The sequence below is a fragment of the Streptomyces sp. NPDC050704 genome (assembly GCF_040654355.1).
Taxonomy (GTDB): Bacteria; Actinomycetota; Actinomycetes; order Streptomycetales; family Streptomycetaceae; genus Streptomyces.
The window spans coordinates 51362-70513 of sequence record NZ_JBFAHW010000032.1 but is presented as its reverse complement, the minus strand read 5'-3'; the positions used below and the strand labels follow the sequence as shown (position 1 = coordinate 70513).

Genomic DNA, 19152 nt, shown 5'->3' with positions numbered 1-19152 from the left:
GGTCAGCACATGGCACGCTCTCCTTCCTCTCCCGCCTTCTGGCGCAGTCCCGTGCGCGGTCCCTGGTTCACCTCGGTGCTCGGCGTGGTGCTCCTCGTCGGCATCACCGTGCTGTTCGTGACGGGCCTGCTCTCGTACGCCGCGTACAACCCGGGCCTGTCGCCGGTGAACGACAAGACCCCGGACAAGGGCCTCCTCGGCTTCTATCTCTTCTCCTGGCCGACCGACCCGCCCTGGCTCTACCGGCTCACCCAGGGCGTCCACGTCACGCTCGGCATCACGCTGATCCCGGTCCTCCTGGCGAAGCTGTGGTCCGTGGTGCCGAAACTGTTCGCACTGCCGCCCGCGCGGTCGCTCGCGCACGCGCTGGAGCGGATCTCGTTGCTCCTGCTGGTCGGCGGCGCGCTGTTCGAGTTCACGACGGGCGTGCTCAACGTCCAGCTCGACTACCTCTTCCCCGGCTCCTTCTACCCGCTGCACTTCTACGGCGCGTGGGTGTTCTTCGCCGCGTTCGTGACGCACGCGGTACTGCGGGTACCGGCGGCCCTACGCAATCTGCGTCGCCTCCGAGAAGGAGAACTCGAAGCGGAGAGCGGGGGAGAACTCCAAGAGGAGAAGGGGGAGTTGGTCTCACCCGATCCGGCGGAGCCGACCGTCTCGCGGCGCGGGGCGCTCTGGCTGGTCGGCGGCGGTTCGCTGCTTCTGTTCGGCACGACGGTGGGGCGCAACTTCGACGGTCCGCTCCGGGCCACCGCCGTGCTCGCGCCGCACGGTGGCCCCGAGCCCGGCGGCGGACCGGCCGGGTTCCAGATCAACAAGACGGCCGCGTCGCGCGGGATCAGCCCGAAGGAGACGAGCGACGAGGCATGGCGGCTGGTCGTCGAGGGACCCACGGACACGGTCCGGTTGAGCCGGGAGGACCTGCTGCAACTCCCGTTGTACAGCGCCGCGTTGCCCATCGCGTGCGTGGAGGGCTGGTCGACGTCCGACCAGTGGTGGAGGGGCGTACGGCTGGGGGATCTGGCGCGGCTCGTCGGCCAGGAGCAGCCGCCCGACGTCCTGGTGGAGTCCCTTCAGCGGCGCGGGGCGTTCCGCCGGGCGGCCCTGCGCGCCAACCAGGTGGCCGACCCGCGCTCCCTGCTCGCCCTGTTCGTCAACGGCGAGCCGCTGACCCCCGACCACGGCTACCCGGCGCGTGTCATCGTCCCGGCGGCGCCGGGCGTGCTGAACACCAAATGGGTGGCCCGGATGACGTTCGGAGACCTGTGATGCGACGACCCTGGCAGAAGATGGTCCTGGGCAGCCCGCTGCAACTCCTGCTGCTCGGCTGCTCGTTCGCGCTCGCCGGATACGCGGGAGTGCGACTGCTCGCGGACGACTGGTTCGGCGTCGCGCTGTGGTTCGTGGGCGCCGCGGTGCTGCACGATCTGGTGCTGCTTCCGGTGTACGCCGCCGCGGACCGGGCCGTAGTACGCATGCTCGGGGCCGGCGGCCGCCGGGCGTGGACGATGTACGTCCGCGTTCCGGCGGCCCTCTCCGGGCTGCTCCTGCTGGTGTGGTTCCCGCTGATCAGCGGTCGGGTGGCGAGGCCTTACGAGTCCGCGACCGGCCTGCCGGGCGATGTGTTCCTGGCCCGCTGGCTGCTGGTGACGGCGGTGCTCTTCGGCGGCTCGGCGCTGCTGTTCGTCCTGCGGTTGCGCAGGGCGATGAAGGAGCGGCCGCCGGTCGCCCACTGACCGTCCGGGCGCCAGCCGGCGCGCGCCGCGAGCCGGCGGAGTGCCGGGGTGCCGAGGCGGGCCCAGAGGAAGGCCGGGCCCGCGGTGCCGCGGGCGTCGGTGACCCGGACCCGGACGCGTTCGTCGACGTCCACCTCCGGAACGGTCTCCACGATCAACAGGCCGTCGGAGGTGAGGAGTTGGGATATCCGTCGCAGCAGTGCGGCGGGATCGCCGCCGATTCCGACGTTGCCGTCGATGAGGAGGGCGGTGTCCCAGCGGCCCTCACCGGGGAGCGTTTCGAAGACGGAGCGTCGCAGGGCCTGTCCGCCGAGCCGCACGGTGCGGGCGACGGCGGCCTCGCTGACGTCGATGCCGAGCGCCGGCCGGCCCCGGGCCGCGAGCTCGGCGACGAGCCGCCCCGGTCCGCATCCCACATCGAGTACGGCACCCTCGCAGCGCTTCAGCACCCGCAGGTCCACCTCGTCGGCTCGCGCGCACCACCGTTCCACCTCCAAGGGCAGCAGCCAGCCGTCGGTCCTGCGGAGGAAGAGCGGGCCGCGGCCGGTGAGCAGGGCGTCGGAGTAGGGATCGGCCGCCCAGGGGCGCGGGGTGCCTTCGGCCGAGACGGATACGGATACGGACACGGGAAGGGGCAGGGGCACGGAGTGACCGGAGTCGGCGATCCCCGGCTGGGCGAAGTCGTCGCCCGGCCGCTGTGTGCCGCCCGGCGCGGGCTCGTGCCCGATGGTCGGTGTGGACGGCTCCGCGCCGAGCGGTGGAGCCATCTCGCGCGCGGTGCTCATCGAGGGGTGACCGCCGTGAGGCGCCCCAGCTCGGCGGCGAAGCGGCTGCCGGGCGCCGACGCGGCCACCGTCTCCGCGTCGCGGGCCGTGTCGACGTCCCGGAGGCGGGGCAGATCGCGCACGCGCAGGCCCGCGGCGACGAGCCGCTCGCGCTGCACGGCACCCGTCGTGGGCGTCGACATCGGTACGCCCTGCAGAAGTCCGGGCTCGGGACGCGCAAGGCCCAGGGCCCAGAAGCCGCCGTCCAGCGCCGGGCCGAAGTACGCGTCGCAGCCGGCGAAGTCCACGGTGAGGAGTCCGGGCGTCACCTGAGGTGTGTCCATGCCGATGAGCAGGGCGGGGCCGGTGCAGCCGGCGAAGGCGGCGGCCAGCCGCTCGTCCAGACCGCCTCCCGGCTGCGGGACGACGTCGAAGCCGGGCGGCAGCCACGGGCCGGGCGTGCCGTCGAGCACCAGCACGCGGCGCCTCGCGGGTGTCGCCGCCACGGTCCGCAGCGTGTCCACGAGGGCCGCCTCGGCGAGCATCGCCGCTTCGGCGGGCGTGAACGGCGGTGTGAGCCGGGTCTTCACCCGTCCCGGTCGCGGTTCCTTGGCGATGACCAGGAGAGTGGTCACTGGGTGGTGCCTCCTTGGGATGCGGAGAAGCTGGAGCCGGTGTCCGGCTCGTCCTGATGGGCCGGTGGTTCCGCGAGGACGCGGCTCATGTCCCGTACCGCCTGCCATGTGCCGCGCCAGGTCCCCGTCACCTTCGAGGCGCCGCTGCGCGGGAGGTAGGGCACGTCGTACTCGGCGACACGCCAGCCGGCGTCCGCCGCGCGGACGACCATCTGCAGCGGATAGCCGCTGCGCCGGTCCGTGAGCCCCAGGGCCAGGAGGGGCTCGCGGCGGGCGGCCCGCAGGGGGCCGAGGTCGTGGAGACGCAGCCCGGTGCGGCGCCGCAGCATCCGGGCGAGCGCGAGGTTGCCCGCCCGGGCGTGCGCCGGCCAGGCCCCCCGGCCCCGCGGGCGGCGCCGGCCGAGCACGAGATCGGCCTCACCGGCACGCACCCGGCGCACGAAGGGGACGAGCAGGGACGGGTCGAGCGAGGCGTCACAGTCGCAGAAACACACGATGTCCGCGGTGGCGGCGGTCAGCCCGGCGTGGCAGGCGGCGCCGAAACCGCGGCGGGTCTCGGTCACGATGGTCGCGCCGAGTGAGCGGGCGATGTCCGCGGAGCCGTCGGTGGAGCCGTTGTCCACGACGAGCGCGCGCCAGCCGTGCGGAATGCGGGCGAGCACCCACGGGAGGGCCTCGGCCTCGTCGAGACAGGGCAGGATCACGTCCACGGGCCCCGCGTGCCGTGCCGGTTCCGTGCTGGGAGAGGTCGTCACGTCAATCACCCTACGAGCACGAAACGTACAAAACGGACTTCAGGTCCTTACGAAACACGGACGTCGGGACGCGTGGCTGCCGGGGCGGCGGGCCTCGGTGGGAAGCTGGCGTCATGCAGCAGCCGTACGAATCCCCAGGTGCCGGGCCCGCTCAGCGCGGGTCCGCGGGCACGACCCGCGTCCTCGTCGTGGACGACGACCCCACCGTCGCCGAGGTCGTCTCCGGCTACCTCGACCGCGCCGGCTACGACGTGGACCGGGCCGGGGACGGGCCGTCCGCGCTCGCGCGGGCCGCCGCGCACTGGCCCGACCTGGTGGTGCTCGACCTGATGTTGCCCGGCATGGACGGCCTGGAGGTGTGCCGGCGGATGCGCGGTCATGGGCCCGTGCCGGTCATCATGCTCACCGCACGCGGTGACGAGGACGACCGGATCCTCGGCTTGGAAGTGGGCGCCGACGACTACGTCACCAAGCCCTTCAGCCCCCGGGAGCTGGTCCTGCGAGTGGAGTCGGTCCTGCGTCGCACCCGGCCCGCGATCGCGGCTCGCGTCGTGCATACGGCAGGCCTCACGGTCGACCCGGCCGCCCGCCGCGCCACCAAGAACGGCACCGAACTCGCCCTCACCATCCGGGAGTTCGACCTCCTGGCGTTCTTCCTCCGCAACCCCGGCCACGCGTACAGCCGCGAGGAGCTGATGCGCGAGGTGTGGGGCTGGGACTTCGGCGACCTGTCGACGGTCACGGTCCACGTACGCCGTCTGCGGGGCAAGGTCGAGGACGACCCGGCCAGCCCTCGCCTGATCCAGACGGTCTGGGGGGTGGGCTACCGCTTCGAGGCGGCGGCCGCCGAGACCGACGCCGACACCTCCACCGACACCTCCACCGAGGGGCGGTAGACCATGCGCGACATGCTGCTCATCGCCCTCTTCGCCTTCCTCGGCGCCGCCGCGGCCGGACTGCTCGGCGCGGGTGTGCTGCGGCTGATCCGGCAGCGGTCGCTGACCGCGTCCTTCGCCGTGGTCGCCGCCACCGCCGTGACCGCGATGCTCGCGGGAACACTGGCCGTGGCGTGGGCGATGTTCCTGAACTCGCACGACCTGCAGGTCGTCACCATGGTCGTCGCGATGGCGGCCGTCGTGTCCCTGGCCACCGCGCTGCTGCTGGGCCGCTGGGTCGTCGCCCGCAGCGAGGCCCTCAAGCTCGCCGCCCGCTCCTTCGGCGACGGCGGCGACTTCGCGGCGCCCGCCGGCCCCGCCACCGCCGAACTCTCCGCGCTCGGGCGCGAGTTGGCGATCACCAGCGCGAAACTGGCCGAGTCCCGCGACCGTGAACGCGCCCTGGAGACCTCCCGGCGCGAACTCGTCGCATGGATCTCGCACGACCTGCGCACCCCGCTCGCCGGGCTGCGCGCGATGTCCGAGGCACTGGAGGACGGGGTCGCCGCCGACCCGAACCGCTACCTGCGCCAGATCCGCACCGAGGTCGAGCGGCTCAACGACATGGTCGGCGACCTCTTCGAACTCTCCCGCATCCACGCCGGCGCGCTCGCCCTCTCGCCGTCCCGCATCTCCCTGTACGACCTCGTCGGCGACGCTCTCGCGGGAGCGGACCCGCTCGCCCGCGAACTGGGCGTACGGCTCGTCGGCGGCCGTATCGAGCCCCTGCCGGTCGAGGTGGACGGCAAGGAGATGAGCCGCGTGCTGGGCAACCTGCTCGTCAACGCCATCCGGCGGACGCCTTCCGACGGCACGGTCGCGATCGCCGCCGAGCGCTCCCCGGCCGGTGTCGTCCTGTCCGTCACCGACGGCTGCGGCGGCATCCCGGAGGAGGACCTCCCGCGCGTCTTCGACACCGGGTGGCGCGGCACGCACGCCCGTACGCCACCCGCCGGCGCCGGCCTCGGCCTGGCCATCGTGCGCGGCATCGTGGAGGCCCACCAGGGACAGGCCGTCGTGCACAACGTCCCCGGCGGCTGCCGCTTCGAGGTGACGCTCCCCATGGCTCAGGCATGAGGCATGGCGCAGGCATGAGGCGCGGGCACGCTATTGCCCGCGCAGCCTCGCCGCCGCGAACTCCCGCATGCCCTTCTCGAAGCCGACCTCGGCCTTCCACCCCAACTCGGCCCGCAGCCGCGACGAGTCGGCCGTGATGTGGCGTACGTCGCCGAGGCGGTACTCCCCGGTCACGACGGGCGCGGGCCCGCCGTACGCGGCAGCCAGGGCCCGCGCCATCTCGCCGACCGTGTGCGGCTCGCCGCTGCCGGTGTTGTAGGCGGTGAGCAGACCGTCGGGCGAACCGGCCTCCAGCGCCGCCACGTTGGCCGCCGCCACATCCCGTACGTGCACGAAGTCCCGTCGTTGTCCGCCGTCCTCGTAGACGCGCGGGGCCTCGCCCCGGGCGAGCGCGGACCGGAAGAAGGAGGCGACGCCCGCGTAGGGGGTGTCGCGCGGCATGCCGGGGCCGTACACGTTGTGGTAGCGCAGCGACACCGCCGAACCGCCCGTCGACCGCGCCCAGGCCGCCGACAGGTGCTCCTGGGCCAGCTTGGTCGTCGCGTACACGTTCCGGGGGTCGACCGGGGCGTCCTCGCCGACCAGCCCCGGGGTCAGCTCCTCGCCGCACACGGGGCACGCGGGCTCGAAGCGGGCCGCGTCCAGATCGGCGACGGACCGGGGGAGCGGCCGCACCACACCGTGCCACTCGCACGCGTACGAGCCCTCGCCGTAGACCACCATCGATCCGGCGAGGACGAGCCGACGCACCCCCGCCTCGGCCATCGCGCCGAGCAGCACCGCCGTACCGAGGTCGTTGCACGAGACGTACTCGACGGCATCGGTGAAACCCTTGCCGAGTCCCACCATCGCCGCCTGATGGCACACGGCGTCCACGCCGGGCAGAGCGGACGCGACCGCCTCGGCGTCCCGCACGTCCAGACCGTCCCGCAGGTCGAACACGACCGTCTCGTGGCCGTGTGCGACCAACGCCTCGACAACATGGGATCCGATGAACCCGGCTCCGCCGGTGACCAGTACTCGCATACGCCGAAGGCTAGGACCGCGAAGGCATCGCGCAGCAGCACCGCGCCCGTCACGTCACGGGTCCGTAAGACTGTCAGGCGCGGCAGGCCCGTCAGGCCTTCCTCGCCACCGCGCCGTACTGCGGGACCGGGGACGAGCGGTCGGGTTCGGCGCGCCACTGCCCGCACGAGACCAGGCCCGGGGCGAGGAGGTCCAGGTCGTCGAAGAAGGAGGTGATCTCCGCCCGGCTGCGGGCGGTGATCGGCGGGACGGCGTTCTCGTTCCAGAACTTCATGGCCGCGAAGTTGCCCTCGCCGCCAAGCCCGGCGTCGGTGGTCGGGTGGGTCAGGACCAGATGGCTGCCGGAGGGGACCGCCGCCATGAGCCGGCGCACGATGTCCCGCGCCTGACCGGTGTCGAGGACGAAGTTGAGGACACCGAGCATCATGACCGCGACCGGTCGGGTGAGGTCGAGGGACGCCCCCGCGCGCTGGATGATCGTGTCCGGCTGGTGGACGTCGGCGTCGACGTAGTCGGTGGCGCTCTCGGGACTGCTCGTCAGCCGGGCGCGGGCGTGGGCCAGCACTATGGGGTCGTTGTCGACGTACACGACCTGCGACTCGGGCGCGATCCGCTGGGCGATCTCGTGGGTGTTCTCCGAGGTCGGCAGTCCGGTGCCGATGTCCAGGAACTGCCGTAGGCCGCAGTCGGCGGCCAGGTGGCCGACCGCGCGGGCGAGGAACTCCCGGTCGGCGCGGGCCACGTCGCGGATCACCGGGAACAACTCGGCGACGCGGTCACCGACCGCCTGGTCCACCTGGTAGTTGTCCTGTCCGCCGATCCAGTAGTTCCAGACCCGGGCATTGTTCGCCACCCGGGTGTTCAGCCTCCCCGACCCGCCCGACGGGGCCTGGCTCTCTCTCACGTCTTTCCCTCCCTGCGCACCCGCGCGGCGTTCCGGGCGTATGTGGCCGCGGACGCGGCACCGGGCCGTCGCCGCCATTGTGCCGCCCGCGGATCACGGCGTCCGGGGATTCGGGCTGCCCGCCCCGACTCGGTCCCTTGATGACAGGCCGGTCAGAGGGAGGTGGCGACCTCTCCGGTGGTGCCCCGGCGCTTGCGTCGCCACGCGTATGCCGCGAGTGCCACCAGCGTCATCGCGTACGGGATCGTCGACACCAGCTGGGGCGGAACGTCGAGCGTGCCGAGTTGTACGGCCAGGGCTTCCGCCGTCCCGAAGCCGAGCGCGGCGAGGAAGACGCCCCAGGGGCGCAGCGCGCCCAGGAAGACCGCCGCGAGGGCGATGAAGCCGCGCCCCGCCGTCATGTCCCGTACGAAGAAGGACACGTACCCCATGCTGAGGAAGACCCCGGCGAGGCCCGCGAGCGCGCCGCTGAGCGCGAGACCGGCGTACTGGACACGCCGTACCGGGATGCTGACCGACGCGGCGGCGTCCGGCATCTCGCCGACCGCCCGCAGGTGGAAGCCGAAGCGGGTGCGGTAGAACAGCCAGGCCACGAACGGCGCGGCCAGGAAGGCCAGCCAGGTGACCAAGTTCTGCCCGCTGACCACCTCGCCCAGCACCGGCACGCTCTCGATGCCCGGCAGCGTGACCGTCGGCAGGGTGCCGCTCTTCAGGCCGGACGTGCCGCCCTTGTCGTCGAGCAGGCTGTGGACCGCGTAGGCGGTGCCGCCCGAGGCGAGCAGGTTGAGGCCGATGCCCGCGATGATCGTGTCGGCGCCCAACTCCAGCCGCAGCGCGGCGAGCAGGACGCCCAGCAGCGTCGCCACCGCGACCCCGCCGAGCGCGCCCAGTGCGACGGAGCCGCTGTAGCCGGCGACCAGGGCGCCGGTGCAGGCGGCGCTGAGCATCTGGCCTTCGAGGGCGATGTTGCCGATGCCGGAGCGTTCGGCGACCAGCCCGCCGATCGCGGCGAGCAGATACGGGGTGGCGATCCGCAGCACGGCCGCCAGAAAGGCGCTGCTGAGGACGACGTCGAGCACGGAACTCATCGGACGCCCACCTGTCTGCGCGCGATCCGGCGTTTGAGCAGGTCCGGCAGCGCCTGGGCGGTGACCAGCAGCACGATGACCGCCTGGATGACCACCACGATCTCGGTGCCGACGTCCGTCTGCTGTTCCATGATGTCGCCCCCGGCGCGCAGGTAGGAGTAGAAGAGCCCGGCGACCACGACCACCAGGGGGTTGTTCCTGGCCAGCAGGGCCAGCACGATGCCCTCGAAGGCGAGGCTGCCGGCGAGTCCGGGTTCGAGTCGCCCGTACACGCCCTGGACGAGATGGGCTCCGGCCAGGCCCGCCACCGCGCCGCCGATGACGAAACTCCACTCGATGGCCCGGGGCACCCGGATCCCGCCGTACGCCGCGAAGTCGGGGTTGGCGCCGGTCATCCGGATGCGGTAGCCGAGCGGGGTACGGGTGATGAGCAGCCATAGCGCGACGGCGGTCAGCAGCATCACGCCGAGACCGATGTTGGCCCGGCCCAGCGGGACTCCGAACCAGTCGCTCAGCGGCGTGAGCGCGGAGTCGGGCTGGACGGACTTCGAGTGCACGGCGCTGCTGCCCGACTCCTTCAGCGGACCGTTGACCAGGTAGTCGTAGACGCGCACGACGATGGCGTTGAGCATCAGCGTGGCCACGATCTCGTTGGCGCCGAGGCGTGCCTTCATCGACCCCGGCACCAGGCCCATTCCGGCGCCTGCCGCGGCGGCCGCGACCATCGGAACGATCACGGCGGCGACCGCCGGCAGCGGCAGGAAGATCGCGACGGCGGCAGCCGCGAGCGCCCCCGCGTAGAGCTGGCTGTCGGCGCCGAGGCTGATCTGCCGGGCGCGGAAGGGGATCGCGACCGAAAGGCCGAGCAGGGTGAGGGTGGTGGCGTCCTCCAGCCAGCGGCCGACACGGAAGGAGCGTTCCAGCGGGCCGGTGAGCATCACCTCGTACGCCCGCACCGGGTCGTTGCCGGTGACCAACATGACGAGGAAGCCGATGGCCAGGGCGGCCGTGACGGTGGCCAGGGCCATGCTGAGGTCGACGGCGAGGTCGCGGCGCCGGGTCGCCCGGTACTGGCGTCGGTCCTCGGCCTCGATCAGCGTCAGGGGAGTGGGGGTCACCGGGCTTTCCCCGGGTCTGCCAGGCCCGCCGTGAGGTGGTCCTGGTCGTGCCGCTCGACGCCGAGCATGTAGAGGCCGACCCGCTTCTCGGTGAGTCCCGCGGTGTCGTCGAACCGGGCGACCAGGGTGCCGTCCTTCAGGACGAGCAACCGGTCGGACAGGGCGAGCAGTTCGGTGAGGTCGGCGGAGATCAGCAGGACGGCGGCGCCCGCGTCGCGCGCGGCGACCAGCCGCTCGTACATGAACCGCATCGCGCCGACGTCCACCCCGCGGGTGACGTGGGAGGCGATCAACAGCCGTGGTCCGGCGGAGAGTTCACGGGCGACGATCACCTTCTGCAGGTTGCCGCCGGACAGCGCCCGCACCGGGACCGTCGGGTCGGGGGTGCGGATGGCGTACTCGTCGATCAGCTTCTCGGCGTGGGCACGTACGGCACGTGGGCGCAGTACGCCGCGGAGGGCGAGGGGCGGGCGGTCGTGGCGGTCGACGACGAGGTTGTCGGCGATGGACGCGTCGAGGGCGGCGCCGTTGTGCAGCCGGTCCTCCGGTACGTGGCCGATGCCGGCCGCGCGGTGGCCCGCGACATCGAGACCGGCCGTGTCGGTGCCACCGACGTGGACCGTGCCCGCCGTGACATGGCGCAACCCGGCCAGGATCTCGGCGAGTTCGCTCTGGCCGTTGCCCTCGATGCCGGCCACGCCGACGATCTCGCCGCCGGCCACGTCGAAGTCCAGGCCGTGCAGGGACTGCCCGACCGGCGCCTCGTACGCCAAGTTCCGTACCCGCAGGGTGACTTCCCCGCGGCGGGCGGGCGCGCGGTCCACGTCCGGGGAGAGGTCGCGGCCGACCATCATGGCGGCCAGCGACCGCTCGGTGGCGTCGGCGGTGGCGACCGTGCCCACGAGCGAACCGGCGCGCATCACGCTGACCCGGTCGCTGATCTCGCGTACCTCACGCAGTTTGTGCGAGATGAACAGCACGGTCATCCCCGCGTCGCGCAGCCGGCGCACGGCGGCGAACAGGTCCTCGGTTTCCTGCGGGGTGAGTACGGCGGTCGGCTCGTCGAGGATCAGCACGCGCGCCCGCCGGTGGAGCGCCTTGAGGATCTCGGTGCGCTGCCGCATGCCGACCGACACCTCGTCGACGCGCGCCCTGGGGTCGACGGCGAGGCCCGCCTCCCGCGCGAGCCGGGCGGTCGTCTCCACGGCGGCCTTCGGGTCGACGAGGCCGCGACGGCCCGGCTCGACACCGAGGACGACGTTCTGGGCGACGGTGAAGGAGGGCACCAGCATGAGGTTCTGGTGCACCATGCCCACACCCAGCGCGATCGCCGCGGCCGGGCCGCGCAGGGTGCGGGGCCGTCCGCCGATCAGGACCTCGCCGGCGGTGGGCTGCTCCAGGCCGTAGAACATCTTCATCAGCGTGGACTTGCCCGCGCCGTTCTCGCCGACGACCGCCCGGATCTCGCCCGGCGGAACCTCCAGGTCCACACCGCGCACCGCGCGCACCCCGTTGGCATAGGTCTTGGTCACGGCGCGGGAGGCGACCGCCGGTCCGTCCTCGCCCCATGGTTCGTTCATCGGCAAGGCCGTTCGGTTAGACGGCGCTGGGGACCGTGACGGAGCCGGACCTGACCTTGTCGGCGGCTTTCTGGACCTCGGTACGGATCTTCTCGGGCACCAGTTCCTTGAAGTGGTCGTCGTTCACATAGCCGACGGCGTCCTCGGCGAGGCCCAGGGTGTCGACGGCGCCGTACTTCAGCGAGTCCTGCTGATCCGCCTGCGCGGCCTTGTACAGGGCGGTGCCGACGTTCTTGAGGATGGAGGTGACGACGGTGTCCTTCTGCGCCTGGTCGGTGAGGGTCCGGTACTGGTCGGAGTCGACGCCGAAGGTGTACCGCTTCGCGGCGACGGCCGACTCGAAGGTGCCGAGCCCGGAGAGCCCGGCGACCGGCCACACCAGTGCGGCGCCCTGGCCGTACATCGAGGTGCTGATCTCCTTGCCCCTGGCCGGGTCGCTGAACGGCTTGTCGCCGCCCACGTACTGCACGAGGACATCGGAGTTCTTTCCGCCGGCCGCCGTGAACCCCGCCTTGAATCCGACGACGAAGTCCTCGATCAACGGGGTCTTCACGCCGCCCATGACACCGACCTTGTTCAGCGATCCGGTCCCCTTGAGGGCTTTCGCGGCCACCAGTTTCTCCGCCAGGAATCCGGCGAGGTAACCGCCCTCGTTCTGCTTGAAGGTGACGGAGTAGACGTTCTCGCACTTGTCGGAACACGCGCCGCTCTTGCCGCTGTAGTCGACCGGGGCGTCGAAGACCCAGAACTTCTTGTCCGGGAACCGCGGGGCGAGTTCGCCGATGTAGTCGGTGACCTCGAAGGTGCCGGCGGCGAGGATGTCGTAGTCGTCGGCCGAGGCGGCGTCCTCGAAGCCGGGCTGCCACTTGGTGCGGTCGGAGCCGAGTTCGACCACCTTGAGGTCGTAGCCGAGATCCTTCTGGGCCCTTTTCAGGCCCGCGTAGGCGGAGTCGAAGAAGGACTTGTCGCCCAGCCCGCCATTGAGTACCAATTTGATACGCGGCTTGTCCGGTCCCGTCCCCGTACCGGAGTTGTCCTCGTCCGATCCTCCGCACGCGGCCAGTGCGAGCATCCCCGCCACCACGGTGACGACGGCGCTTCTGCCGTACCTCATCATCAGTCTCCTGTTCCGGGGTGGGAATTTCAGACGTCGGCGAGCAGGGCGGTGGCGGCGATGCGCAGCGCCCGGTCGAAGCAGGTCTCGCGTTCCTCGGCGGACAGGGCCTCACCGGTGCGCAGATGGTCGGAGGCGGTCAGGACGGCGAGGGCCTCGCCGCCCTCCGCGGCGGCCACGGCGTACAGCCCCGCCGCCTCCATCTCGACCGCGAGCGTGCCCCGGCGCTCCAGCGCGTCGAAGACGGCGGGGCGGTCCAGGTAGAAGTGGTCGCTGCTGAACACCGGCCCTATGTGCACCTGTGTTGCCGGAGCCGTCCCGCGGCGGTTCTCGTTCGGCGGCGTCCGCGGCGGCGCGCAGCAGCCGGAAGGACGGGGCGAGCGAGAGCGTCACGCCGTCCACGTGGAGGCGGCTGAGGCTGGAGTCGGTGTGCGCGGCGGAGGCGATCACCACGTCCCGCACGGCCACCGAGCCCGGGATCGCGCCGGCCGTTCCCACGCGGGCGATCCGCCGCACGCCGTAGTGGCGGAAAAGCTCCGTCGCGTAGATCGACACCGAGGGGATGCCGATGCCGGAGGCGAGCACCGACATCGGCACGCCCCGGTGGCCCCCGGTGTAGCCGAGGATGCCGCGTACGTCGGTGACCTGCCGCGCGTCCTCCAGGAAGGTCTCGGCGATCCGCCGGGCACGGCGCGGGTCTCCCGGCATCAGCACGAGCGGCGCGAAGTCGCCCCGCGCCGCGGCGATGTGGGGTGTTCCGGCGCCGAGGCCCCCAGTGGTCTCGTTCCCGGGCATCACAGCTCCGATCCGCCTTTCTGACGGACCGCACACGTGAACCAGGACTCGCACACAACGAGAACTCTTGGCATGGCGAACCCCCTTTTTCTAGGGGCCTTTTGAGGCTTTCCGGTGCACCTGCCCTCGGCTATTCCCAGAGTTCTCGCAGGGCGGCGTTGACGGCGGCGGGTTGCTGGGTGTGCGGGTAGTAGCCGGCCACGCGCAGCAGACGGGCGTCGACGGCTTCGGCCACGGCCTCCGCGCAGGCGATCAGCGGCTCGCCCACGTACGTGCGGTACGGCTCCGGCGCGTCCTGCCAGGTCCCGCAGATCACCAGCGTCGGCCACGAGGCGGCCCGCAGCGGTTCCAGCGGAACCGTCGCCTCCCATACCGGGCGTTCGCGCATCGAGGTGGCCACGGCGCGAAGGCGCCGCGGAGTGGGGTCGGGCATGGCCAGCCCGATGCCTTCCGTGGAAGCGCGCAGATACTGCTCGGGTGTGACGGACTCCGGCACTTCGGCACCGTCTCCCACCCGGTCCAGCAAGCCCTTGATCACCGGGTGACCGGCGGCCGCGGAGAACGCGGACGGCTGGATCAGCGTCAGGGAACGTACGAGGTCGGGGCGGCGTCCGGCGGCGAGCATGGCCGCCAGACCGCCGTTGCCGTGGCCGACCAGATGCGCGCCGCCGTCCTGTTGTTCCAGCAGTTCCACCAGGTCGTCGGCGTCGGTGTCGAAGTCGCTGCGGTCCGTGTCGGGGCTGTCGCCGTAGCCACGGCGGTCCACCAGCAGCAGGCGGTGGCGGTCGGCCAGCGGCCGCTGGGCCGCGAACCCGTACGCCTCGTCGCTGCCCCAGGTGAAGATGTTGTGCGCGAAGACCGCGGGAGCTCCCTCGCCGCCGGTCTCGTCCCACACCGTCACATGAATGGCGGTCATCAGCGGTCTTCCCTTTCGTCGGGGGCGCGTGAACAGCGGCGTCGATCCGATCACATCACTCGCACGGGACGTCGAGACACGGCACCTTTTCGGCCAGTCGCCACGCCGCCTTCAGCCGTCGTCGTGTCCTTGGAGCGTTTCGTCCTTACGGGCCCTGGTCCCCGAAAGGGAGGGCGTCCAGGTCTCCGTCGAATCCCTCGGTGTTCAGGAACATCAGGTCCAGGGGATCGGACGGCTGGTCCTTGCGGCCGTCCGGGCCGAGCAGGGCCTGCTCGGTCCAGATGCACTTACCCGTCGTCGTGTAGCGCGTGCCCCAGCGTTGCGAGAGCGCCGTGACCAGTTGCAGGCCGCGGCCTCCCTCGTCGGTCTCCGTCGCGCGGCGGATGCGGGGCATCGTCAGGCTGCCGTCGAAGACCTCACAGATCAGTTCGGCCCCATGCAGCAGACGCAGGCTGACCGGGCCCTTGGCGTGGCGTACGACGTTGCCCACCAGTTCGCTGGCCAGGAGTTCCGTGGTGGGTGTCAGGTCGTCCAGGCCCCAGGTGGAGAGCTGCTCCCGGACGTGGCGGCGGGCCTGGCCCGCCGCTCTCGGATCCTCGGGGAGCGGCCAGGAGGCCATTCTGTCGCTGGTCAGAGCGTGCAGGCGGGCGACGAGGAACGCCGTGTCGTCGGCCGCCTGGTGCTCGGCGGGGAGCAGCCCGGCCGTCAGCGTGTCGCAGAGGCGCTCCAGGTCCGCGCTGGTGCCGTCCTCGTGGGCGGTGCGCAGCAGCCGGGCCAGCTCCGCCATACCCTCGTCGATCTCGCGCTTCGCCGACTCGACCAGGCCGTCGGTGTACAGCACGAGCAGACTTCCCTCGGGGACGTGCAACTCGACCGTCTCGAACGGCGGTTCCGCCGCGCCCAGCGGCGGGTCCGCCGCCAGCTCCGGGAAGTGCACGGTGCCGTCGGGGTGGACCAGGGCCGGCGGCGGGTGCCCGGCGCGGGCGATGGAGCAGATCTGGGTGGTGGAGTCGTAGAGCGCGTACAGGCAGGTGACGTACGACTCCTCGCCCATGCCGCTCACGATGTCGTTGAGGTGGCTCATGATCTCGTCGGGCGGCAGTTCGAGATCGGCCAGGGTGTGGACGGCCGTACGCAGGCGCCCCATGGTGGCCGCCTCGGGCAGGCCGTGCCCCATGACGTCGCCCACGACGAGGGCGACCTGGCCACCGGAGAGCGGGATGATGTCGTACCAGTCGCCGCCCACGTCCATGCCCTGACCGGCGGGAAGGTAGCGGGCGGCGGCCGTGCACTCGGGCAGGTCGGGCAGGACCCGGGGGAGCAGGCTGCGCTGGAGTTCACGGGAACGGGTGTGCTCGGCGTCGAAGAGCCGGGCCCGTTCCAGCGCCTGTGCGACGAGGGCGCTGATCGTGGTCAGCAGGACGCGTTCCTCGTCGGTGAGCCGCCGCGGACGGTCGAAGGTCACCGCGCAGACCCCGAACGTGTGCCCGGACGCGGTCAGCGGCAGAAACGCCCACGCCTGCTTGCCGGCACGGCCGGGCAGGCCGGCCCGCTCGGGGTAGCGCGCGGTGAACTCCGCCACGGAGGACAGGAACATCGGTGTCCCGGCCAGGATCGCGTCCCACAGAGGGTCGCCCGGCGTCCGCGGGTTGTTGTCGAGCATGTCGAGGACGTCGTCCGGGTAGCCCATGGATCCGACGGTGTGCAGACGGTCGCCCTCAACCGCCTGTACCACCAGTCCGGTGGCGGCGAACGGCGGCAGCACCCGCCGGGCGACCGCGGCCACCACGTCCTGCGAGGTCGTCGCCTTGGCGAGCGCCGCGGTCAGCTCGGCGACCCGGGCCGCCCGCTCGGTCGCGGCGCGCTCGGCCGCCAGCCGCTCCTCCTCCAGGCGCCGTTTCTCGGTGACGTCACTGAAGTAGAGGGTGCGGCCGTCGGGACCCGGGACCAGCCGCACGTGGTAGCGGCGCCCGGTGTCCGGCACGTGCACGTCGAAACTGGCGGACTTCTCCTCGGCCGCGGCCTGCCGGCAACGGCTCTCCAGGCCGGGGATCTGCCGTGCGGAGGGCAGCTCCCACAGGAGCCGTCCGAACAGCTCCTCCTCGGAGAAGCCCAGCGTGCGCTCCGCCTCCAGGTTGGCGAAGGTGATCCGCCACTCGTCGTCCGCCGCCAGGAAGCCGTCACTCATGTGCCGCAGGGCCCGGCTGAGCGCGTCCCGGGCGGAACGGGACTCGTTGCTCTCCCATCCCACGCCGATCAGCCGGAGGGGTTCGCCCTCCTCGTCGTACGTCGCCGTGCCGCGGGCCTGGGTCCAGCCGTACGTGCCGTCAAGACGGCGTACCCGGTACTCGGCCTTGAACAGGGTGTGGTCGCGGATCGCCTGCTGCACCGCGGCCAGCGTCGGCGCCAGGTCGTCGGGGTGGACGATCCTCATCCAGTTCTCGACCTTGGCGGTGTAGTCCTCGGGCCTGGTGCCGTAGAGCTCCAGAGCCGCCTCGTCCCAGATCAGCTCGCCGCTGCGGATGTCCCAGTCCCACGAGCCGACGCTGACCTGCTTGAGCGCCTGCCGCAGGCGGTCACGGTCACCGTTCAGCTCCGCCTGCGAGGGCCCGGACGGCGGCGGTGCCTGGGCCATGCGTTCCTCGGTCCAGGCGATGACGGCCCGGAGGAAGTCCCACTGCCGGGGCGTGGGCTCGCCCTGGTCGCCCATCAGGACGGTGAGCGCGCCGATACTGCGGTCCCCGCTGAACACCGGAACGGCGGCCAGGCCGCTGCCGGGCCAGGTGATGTCCGCGGCTTCCGCCCTGCCGCCAGAAGGCCCGGCGGGGTCGGTGTGCCCGGCGGATTTCAGCGGCACCCACACACCACTGCCCTGGTGCAGGGCGCGGGCCGGGGCCAGCGGGCCCTCCTGGTCGAGGATCTCCCAGGAGCGCGTCAGGGCGGGCGGGAGACCGGTCGCGGACACCAGGCGCAGTGCGGACATGGGGCCGCGGAGATGCATGGTTCCGCCCAGGGCGCCCAGCTCGCCCACCGCATGCTGGAGTGCCAGCCGGAAGACCTCGCTTTCCGCGACCCCGGGGTCCACCGTGCTGAGCAGGGCCAGCCGTGCGTTCATAGGCCGTATTTAACCCTTCCCGTCTCATCCGAAGCGGTGCTTCGCAAGATTCTCACGATCGACTCCGGGCCGCGCCGCAGGGAGATCAACGGCTCGGATTCCAGGCCGAGTTACCTCCGGCTTTCACGGGAGATTCCGAGGGCTTACTTTGGGTGATAATACGCCGTAATTCGACATGGATCGGGTGTAAACGATCGTGGCTGATATGAGCCGCGCCCCGCTCGTCACCGTCCGTCGACCGATAATCGGCAAGCCGTGACGAGCGCGATCGTTTACGGGCGGCCTACACAAGCCGTCGTATCGTCCGGCGCGGCGCCACAGCCCCCGCGCCGCTGTGCGACACACCCTTTCCCGTGTAATGCCCCGCCACCCCGGGCAATCCTCCGTTCACAGGACGGGAGGGGGACAGTAACGGCCGCTGCATACATTCGAAGTCACTTCCCGTCAGGCCCGGACAACCCCGCTCTCGTCGGCACCCCGCGAGACATCCCCGACCCGCTGAGGAGCGGCATGGACATCGGCGTCTTCATCCCCATCGGCAACAACGGCTGGCTCATATCGAAGAGTGCTCCCCAGTACATGCCGAGCTTCGAGCTGAACAAGGCCATCGTGCAGAAGGCCGAGGAGCACGGGCTCGACTTCGCCCTGTCGATGATCAAGCTCAAGGGGTTCGGCGGCGAGACCGAGTTCTGGGACCACAACCTTGAATCGTTCACGCTGATGGCGGGCCTGGCCGCCGTGACCGACCGGATCAAGTTGTACGCCTCCACGCCGATCCTCGCGCTGCCGCCGGCGATGGTCGCGCGCATGGCCGTGACGGTCGACTCGATCGCCCCCGGCCGGTTCGGCGTCAACATCGTCACCGGCTGGGCGCCCGGCGAGTACTCCCAGATGGGCCTGTGGCCCGGGGACGAGCACTTCGGCAACCGCTACGCCCGTGCCGTCGAGTACGTCACCGTGATGAAGGAGCTGTGGAGCGAGGGCGTCAGCAACTTCAAGGGCGAGTTCTACGAGATGGACGACTGCGTGCTGTCCCCCCGGCCGACGGACGGGCGCATCGGCATCGTCGCCGCCGGGCAGAGCAACACCGGGATGAGGTTCGCCGCCGAGCACGCCGACTACAACTTCATCCTGGGCAGCGGTGTGAACACCCCGCTCGCGCTCTCGGACACCACGGCCACGCTGGTGGACGAGGCGAACAGGACCGGCCGCGATGTCGGAGCGCTCTCGCTGTTCATGGTCATCGCGGACGAGACCGACGAGGCAGCCCAGGCGAAGTGGCAGGACTACCACGACAACGCCGACCTCGCCGCGTTGGCGTACATGGCGGGGGAGACGGCCACGGACACGACCTCCGACGGCTCCTCGACCGCCAGGACCATTTCGCTGCCCGAAGGCGCCGTGAACTTCAACATGGGCACACTCGTCGGCTCGTACGAGACGGTCGCGAAGATGCTCGACGAGGTCGCCGAGGTCGCCGGAACCAAGGGGATCATGCTGGTCTTCGACGACTTCCTCGAAGGCATCGAACACTTCGGTACGCGCGTCCAGCCGCTGATGAAGTCCCGGTCGGACAGGTCCGCCGCGGCCTGAT

Annotated in this window: 16 protein-coding genes and 1 pseudogene; 4 read left to right on the top strand and 13 right to left on the bottom strand. The window is 71.5% G+C overall.

The features are described 5' to 3' along the window. The first annotated feature begins 9 nt into the window (after nucleotides 1–9). Entirely contained in the window at nucleotides 10–1269 is a 1260-nt protein-coding gene (locus AB0I18_RS20420) for a molybdopterin-dependent oxidoreductase (RefSeq protein ID WP_363106936.1), read from the top strand. A gap of 322 nt (nucleotides 1270–1591) precedes the next feature. Here AB0I18_RS20420 and AB0I18_RS20415 read toward each other — a convergent pair whose 3' ends face one another. Genes AB0I18_RS20415 through AB0I18_RS20405 form a run of 3 tightly spaced genes read right to left on the bottom strand, consistent with a single transcriptional unit; the run spans nucleotide 1592 to nucleotide 3899 of the window. Further along, nucleotides 1592–2521 (bottom strand): class I SAM-dependent methyltransferase, encoded by a 930-nt coding sequence (locus tag AB0I18_RS20415; protein WP_363106935.1) that lies wholly within the window; start codon nucleotides 2519–2521, stop codon nucleotides 1592–1594. Continuing rightward, nucleotides 2518–3135: a DUF2064 domain-containing protein gene (locus tag AB0I18_RS20410; RefSeq protein WP_363106934.1), complete on the bottom strand. Its 618-nt coding sequence runs from the start codon at nucleotides 3133–3135 to the stop codon at nucleotides 2518–2520. Before AB0I18_RS20410 ends, AB0I18_RS20415 begins: the two co-directional genes overlap by 4 nt. Beyond that, entirely contained in the window at nucleotides 3132–3899 is a 768-nt protein-coding gene (locus tag AB0I18_RS20405) for a glycosyltransferase family 2 protein (protein ID WP_363106933.1), read from the bottom strand. Before AB0I18_RS20405 ends, AB0I18_RS20410 begins: the two co-directional genes overlap by 4 nt. Nucleotides 3900–4003: 104 nt before the next feature. Here AB0I18_RS20405 and AB0I18_RS20400 point away from each other — a divergent pair, with 104 nt between their 5' ends. Further along, nucleotides 4004–4786 carry a response regulator transcription factor gene (locus tag AB0I18_RS20400; protein WP_363106932.1) on the top strand — a complete coding sequence of 261 codons (783 nt, stop codon included), beginning with the start codon at nucleotides 4004–4006 and terminating at the stop codon, nucleotides 4784–4786. A 3-nt stretch (nucleotides 4787–4789) separates the two neighbouring features. Beyond that, on the top strand, nucleotides 4790–5902 hold the full coding sequence (locus AB0I18_RS20395; protein WP_363106931.1) for a HAMP domain-containing sensor histidine kinase: 1113 nt from the start codon (nucleotides 4790–4792) through the stop codon (nucleotides 5900–5902). 30 nt (nucleotides 5903–5932) lie between these two features. On the opposite strand, the gene AB0I18_RS20390 is transcribed toward AB0I18_RS20395, so the two are convergent. From AB0I18_RS20390 to AB0I18_RS20345, 10 genes and pseudogenes are all read right to left on the bottom strand, one after another. Next, complete coding sequence (locus AB0I18_RS20390; protein ID WP_363106930.1) at nucleotides 5933–6928, bottom strand: NAD-dependent epimerase/dehydratase family protein; 996 nt, start codon at nucleotides 6926–6928, stop codon at nucleotides 5933–5935. A 91-nt stretch (nucleotides 6929–7019) separates the two neighbouring features. After that, nucleotides 7020–7832, bottom strand: coding sequence for an SAM-dependent methyltransferase (locus tag AB0I18_RS20385; protein WP_363106929.1), 813 nt, complete (start codon nucleotides 7830–7832; stop codon nucleotides 7020–7022). 152 nt (nucleotides 7833–7984) lie between these two features. Continuing rightward, on the bottom strand, nucleotides 7985–8920 hold the full coding sequence (locus tag AB0I18_RS20380; protein ID WP_363106928.1) for an ABC transporter permease: 936 nt from the start codon (nucleotides 8918–8920) through the stop codon (nucleotides 7985–7987). Beyond that, complete coding sequence (locus AB0I18_RS20375) at nucleotides 8917–10038, bottom strand: ABC transporter permease (protein ID WP_363106927.1); 1122 nt, start codon at nucleotides 10036–10038, stop codon at nucleotides 8917–8919. Before AB0I18_RS20375 ends, AB0I18_RS20380 begins: the two co-directional genes overlap by 4 nt. Next, nucleotides 10035–11618, bottom strand: a complete 1584-nt coding sequence (locus AB0I18_RS20370; protein ID WP_363106926.1) for an ABC transporter ATP-binding protein — start codon at nucleotides 11616–11618, stop codon at nucleotides 10035–10037. Before AB0I18_RS20370 ends, AB0I18_RS20375 begins: the two co-directional genes overlap by 4 nt. A gap of 16 nt (nucleotides 11619–11634) precedes the next feature. Then, on the bottom strand, nucleotides 11635–12732 hold the full coding sequence (locus AB0I18_RS20365) for a BMP family ABC transporter substrate-binding protein (RefSeq protein WP_363106925.1): 1098 nt from the start codon (nucleotides 12730–12732) through the stop codon (nucleotides 11635–11637). A gap of 29 nt (nucleotides 12733–12761) precedes the next feature. After that, a complete protein-coding gene (locus AB0I18_RS20360) occupies nucleotides 12762–13016 on the bottom strand; it encodes a hypothetical protein (protein ID WP_363106924.1) in 255 nt (84 codons plus the stop codon). A gap of 100 nt (nucleotides 13017–13116) precedes the next feature. After that, a pseudogene (deoD, locus tag AB0I18_RS20355) lies at nucleotides 13117–13440 on the bottom strand (purine-nucleoside phosphorylase); the annotation flags it as partial. Between the two features lie 217 nt (nucleotides 13441–13657). Next, nucleotides 13658–14443: an alpha/beta hydrolase gene (locus tag AB0I18_RS20350; RefSeq protein WP_363106923.1), complete on the bottom strand. Its 786-nt coding sequence runs from the start codon at nucleotides 14441–14443 to the stop codon at nucleotides 13658–13660. A gap of 145 nt (nucleotides 14444–14588) precedes the next feature. Further along, nucleotides 14589–17558: a SpoIIE family protein phosphatase gene (locus AB0I18_RS20345; protein ID WP_363106922.1), complete on the bottom strand. Its 2970-nt coding sequence runs from the start codon at nucleotides 17556–17558 to the stop codon at nucleotides 14589–14591. 510 nt (nucleotides 17559–18068) lie between these two features. Here AB0I18_RS20345 and rutA point away from each other — a divergent pair. After that, nucleotides 18069–19151: a pyrimidine utilization protein A gene (rutA, locus tag AB0I18_RS20340; protein ID WP_363106921.1), complete on the top strand. Its 1083-nt coding sequence runs from the start codon at nucleotides 18069–18071 to the stop codon at nucleotides 19149–19151. The last annotated feature ends 1 nt before the right edge of the window (nucleotide 19152 follow it).

Coding starts and splice junctions, on each gene's coding strand:
- AB0I18_RS20420 (WP_363106936.1), top strand. CDS start 10: ATGGCACGCTCTCCTTCCTCTCCCGCCTTCTGGCGCAGTCCCGTGCGC.
- AB0I18_RS20415 (WP_363106935.1), bottom strand. CDS start 2,521: ATGAGCACCGCGCGCGAGATGGCTCCACCGCTCGGCGCGGAGCCGTCC.
- AB0I18_RS20400 (WP_363106932.1), top strand. CDS start 4,004: ATGCAGCAGCCGTACGAATCCCCAGGTGCCGGGCCCGCTCAGCGCGGG.
- AB0I18_RS20395 (WP_363106931.1), top strand. CDS start 4,790: ATGCGCGACATGCTGCTCATCGCCCTCTTCGCCTTCCTCGGCGCCGCC.
- AB0I18_RS20390 (WP_363106930.1), bottom strand. CDS start 6,928: ATGCGAGTACTGGTCACCGGCGGAGCCGGGTTCATCGGATCCCATGTT.
- AB0I18_RS20380 (WP_363106928.1), bottom strand. CDS start 8,920: ATGAGTTCCGTGCTCGACGTCGTCCTCAGCAGCGCCTTTCTGGCGGCC.
- AB0I18_RS20370 (WP_363106926.1), bottom strand. CDS start 11,618: ATGAACGAACCATGGGGCGAGGACGGACCGGCGGTCGCCTCCCGCGCC.
- AB0I18_RS20365 (WP_363106925.1), bottom strand. CDS start 12,732: ATGAGGTACGGCAGAAGCGCCGTCGTCACCGTGGTGGCGGGGATGCTC.
- AB0I18_RS20350 (WP_363106923.1), bottom strand. CDS start 14,443: ATGACCGCCATTCATGTGACGGTGTGGGACGAGACCGGCGGCGAGGGA.
- AB0I18_RS20345 (WP_363106922.1), bottom strand. CDS start 17,558: ATGAACGCACGGCTGGCCCTGCTCAGCACGGTGGACCCCGGGGTCGCG.
- rutA (WP_363106921.1), top strand. CDS start 18,069: ATGGACATCGGCGTCTTCATCCCCATCGGCAACAACGGCTGGCTCATA.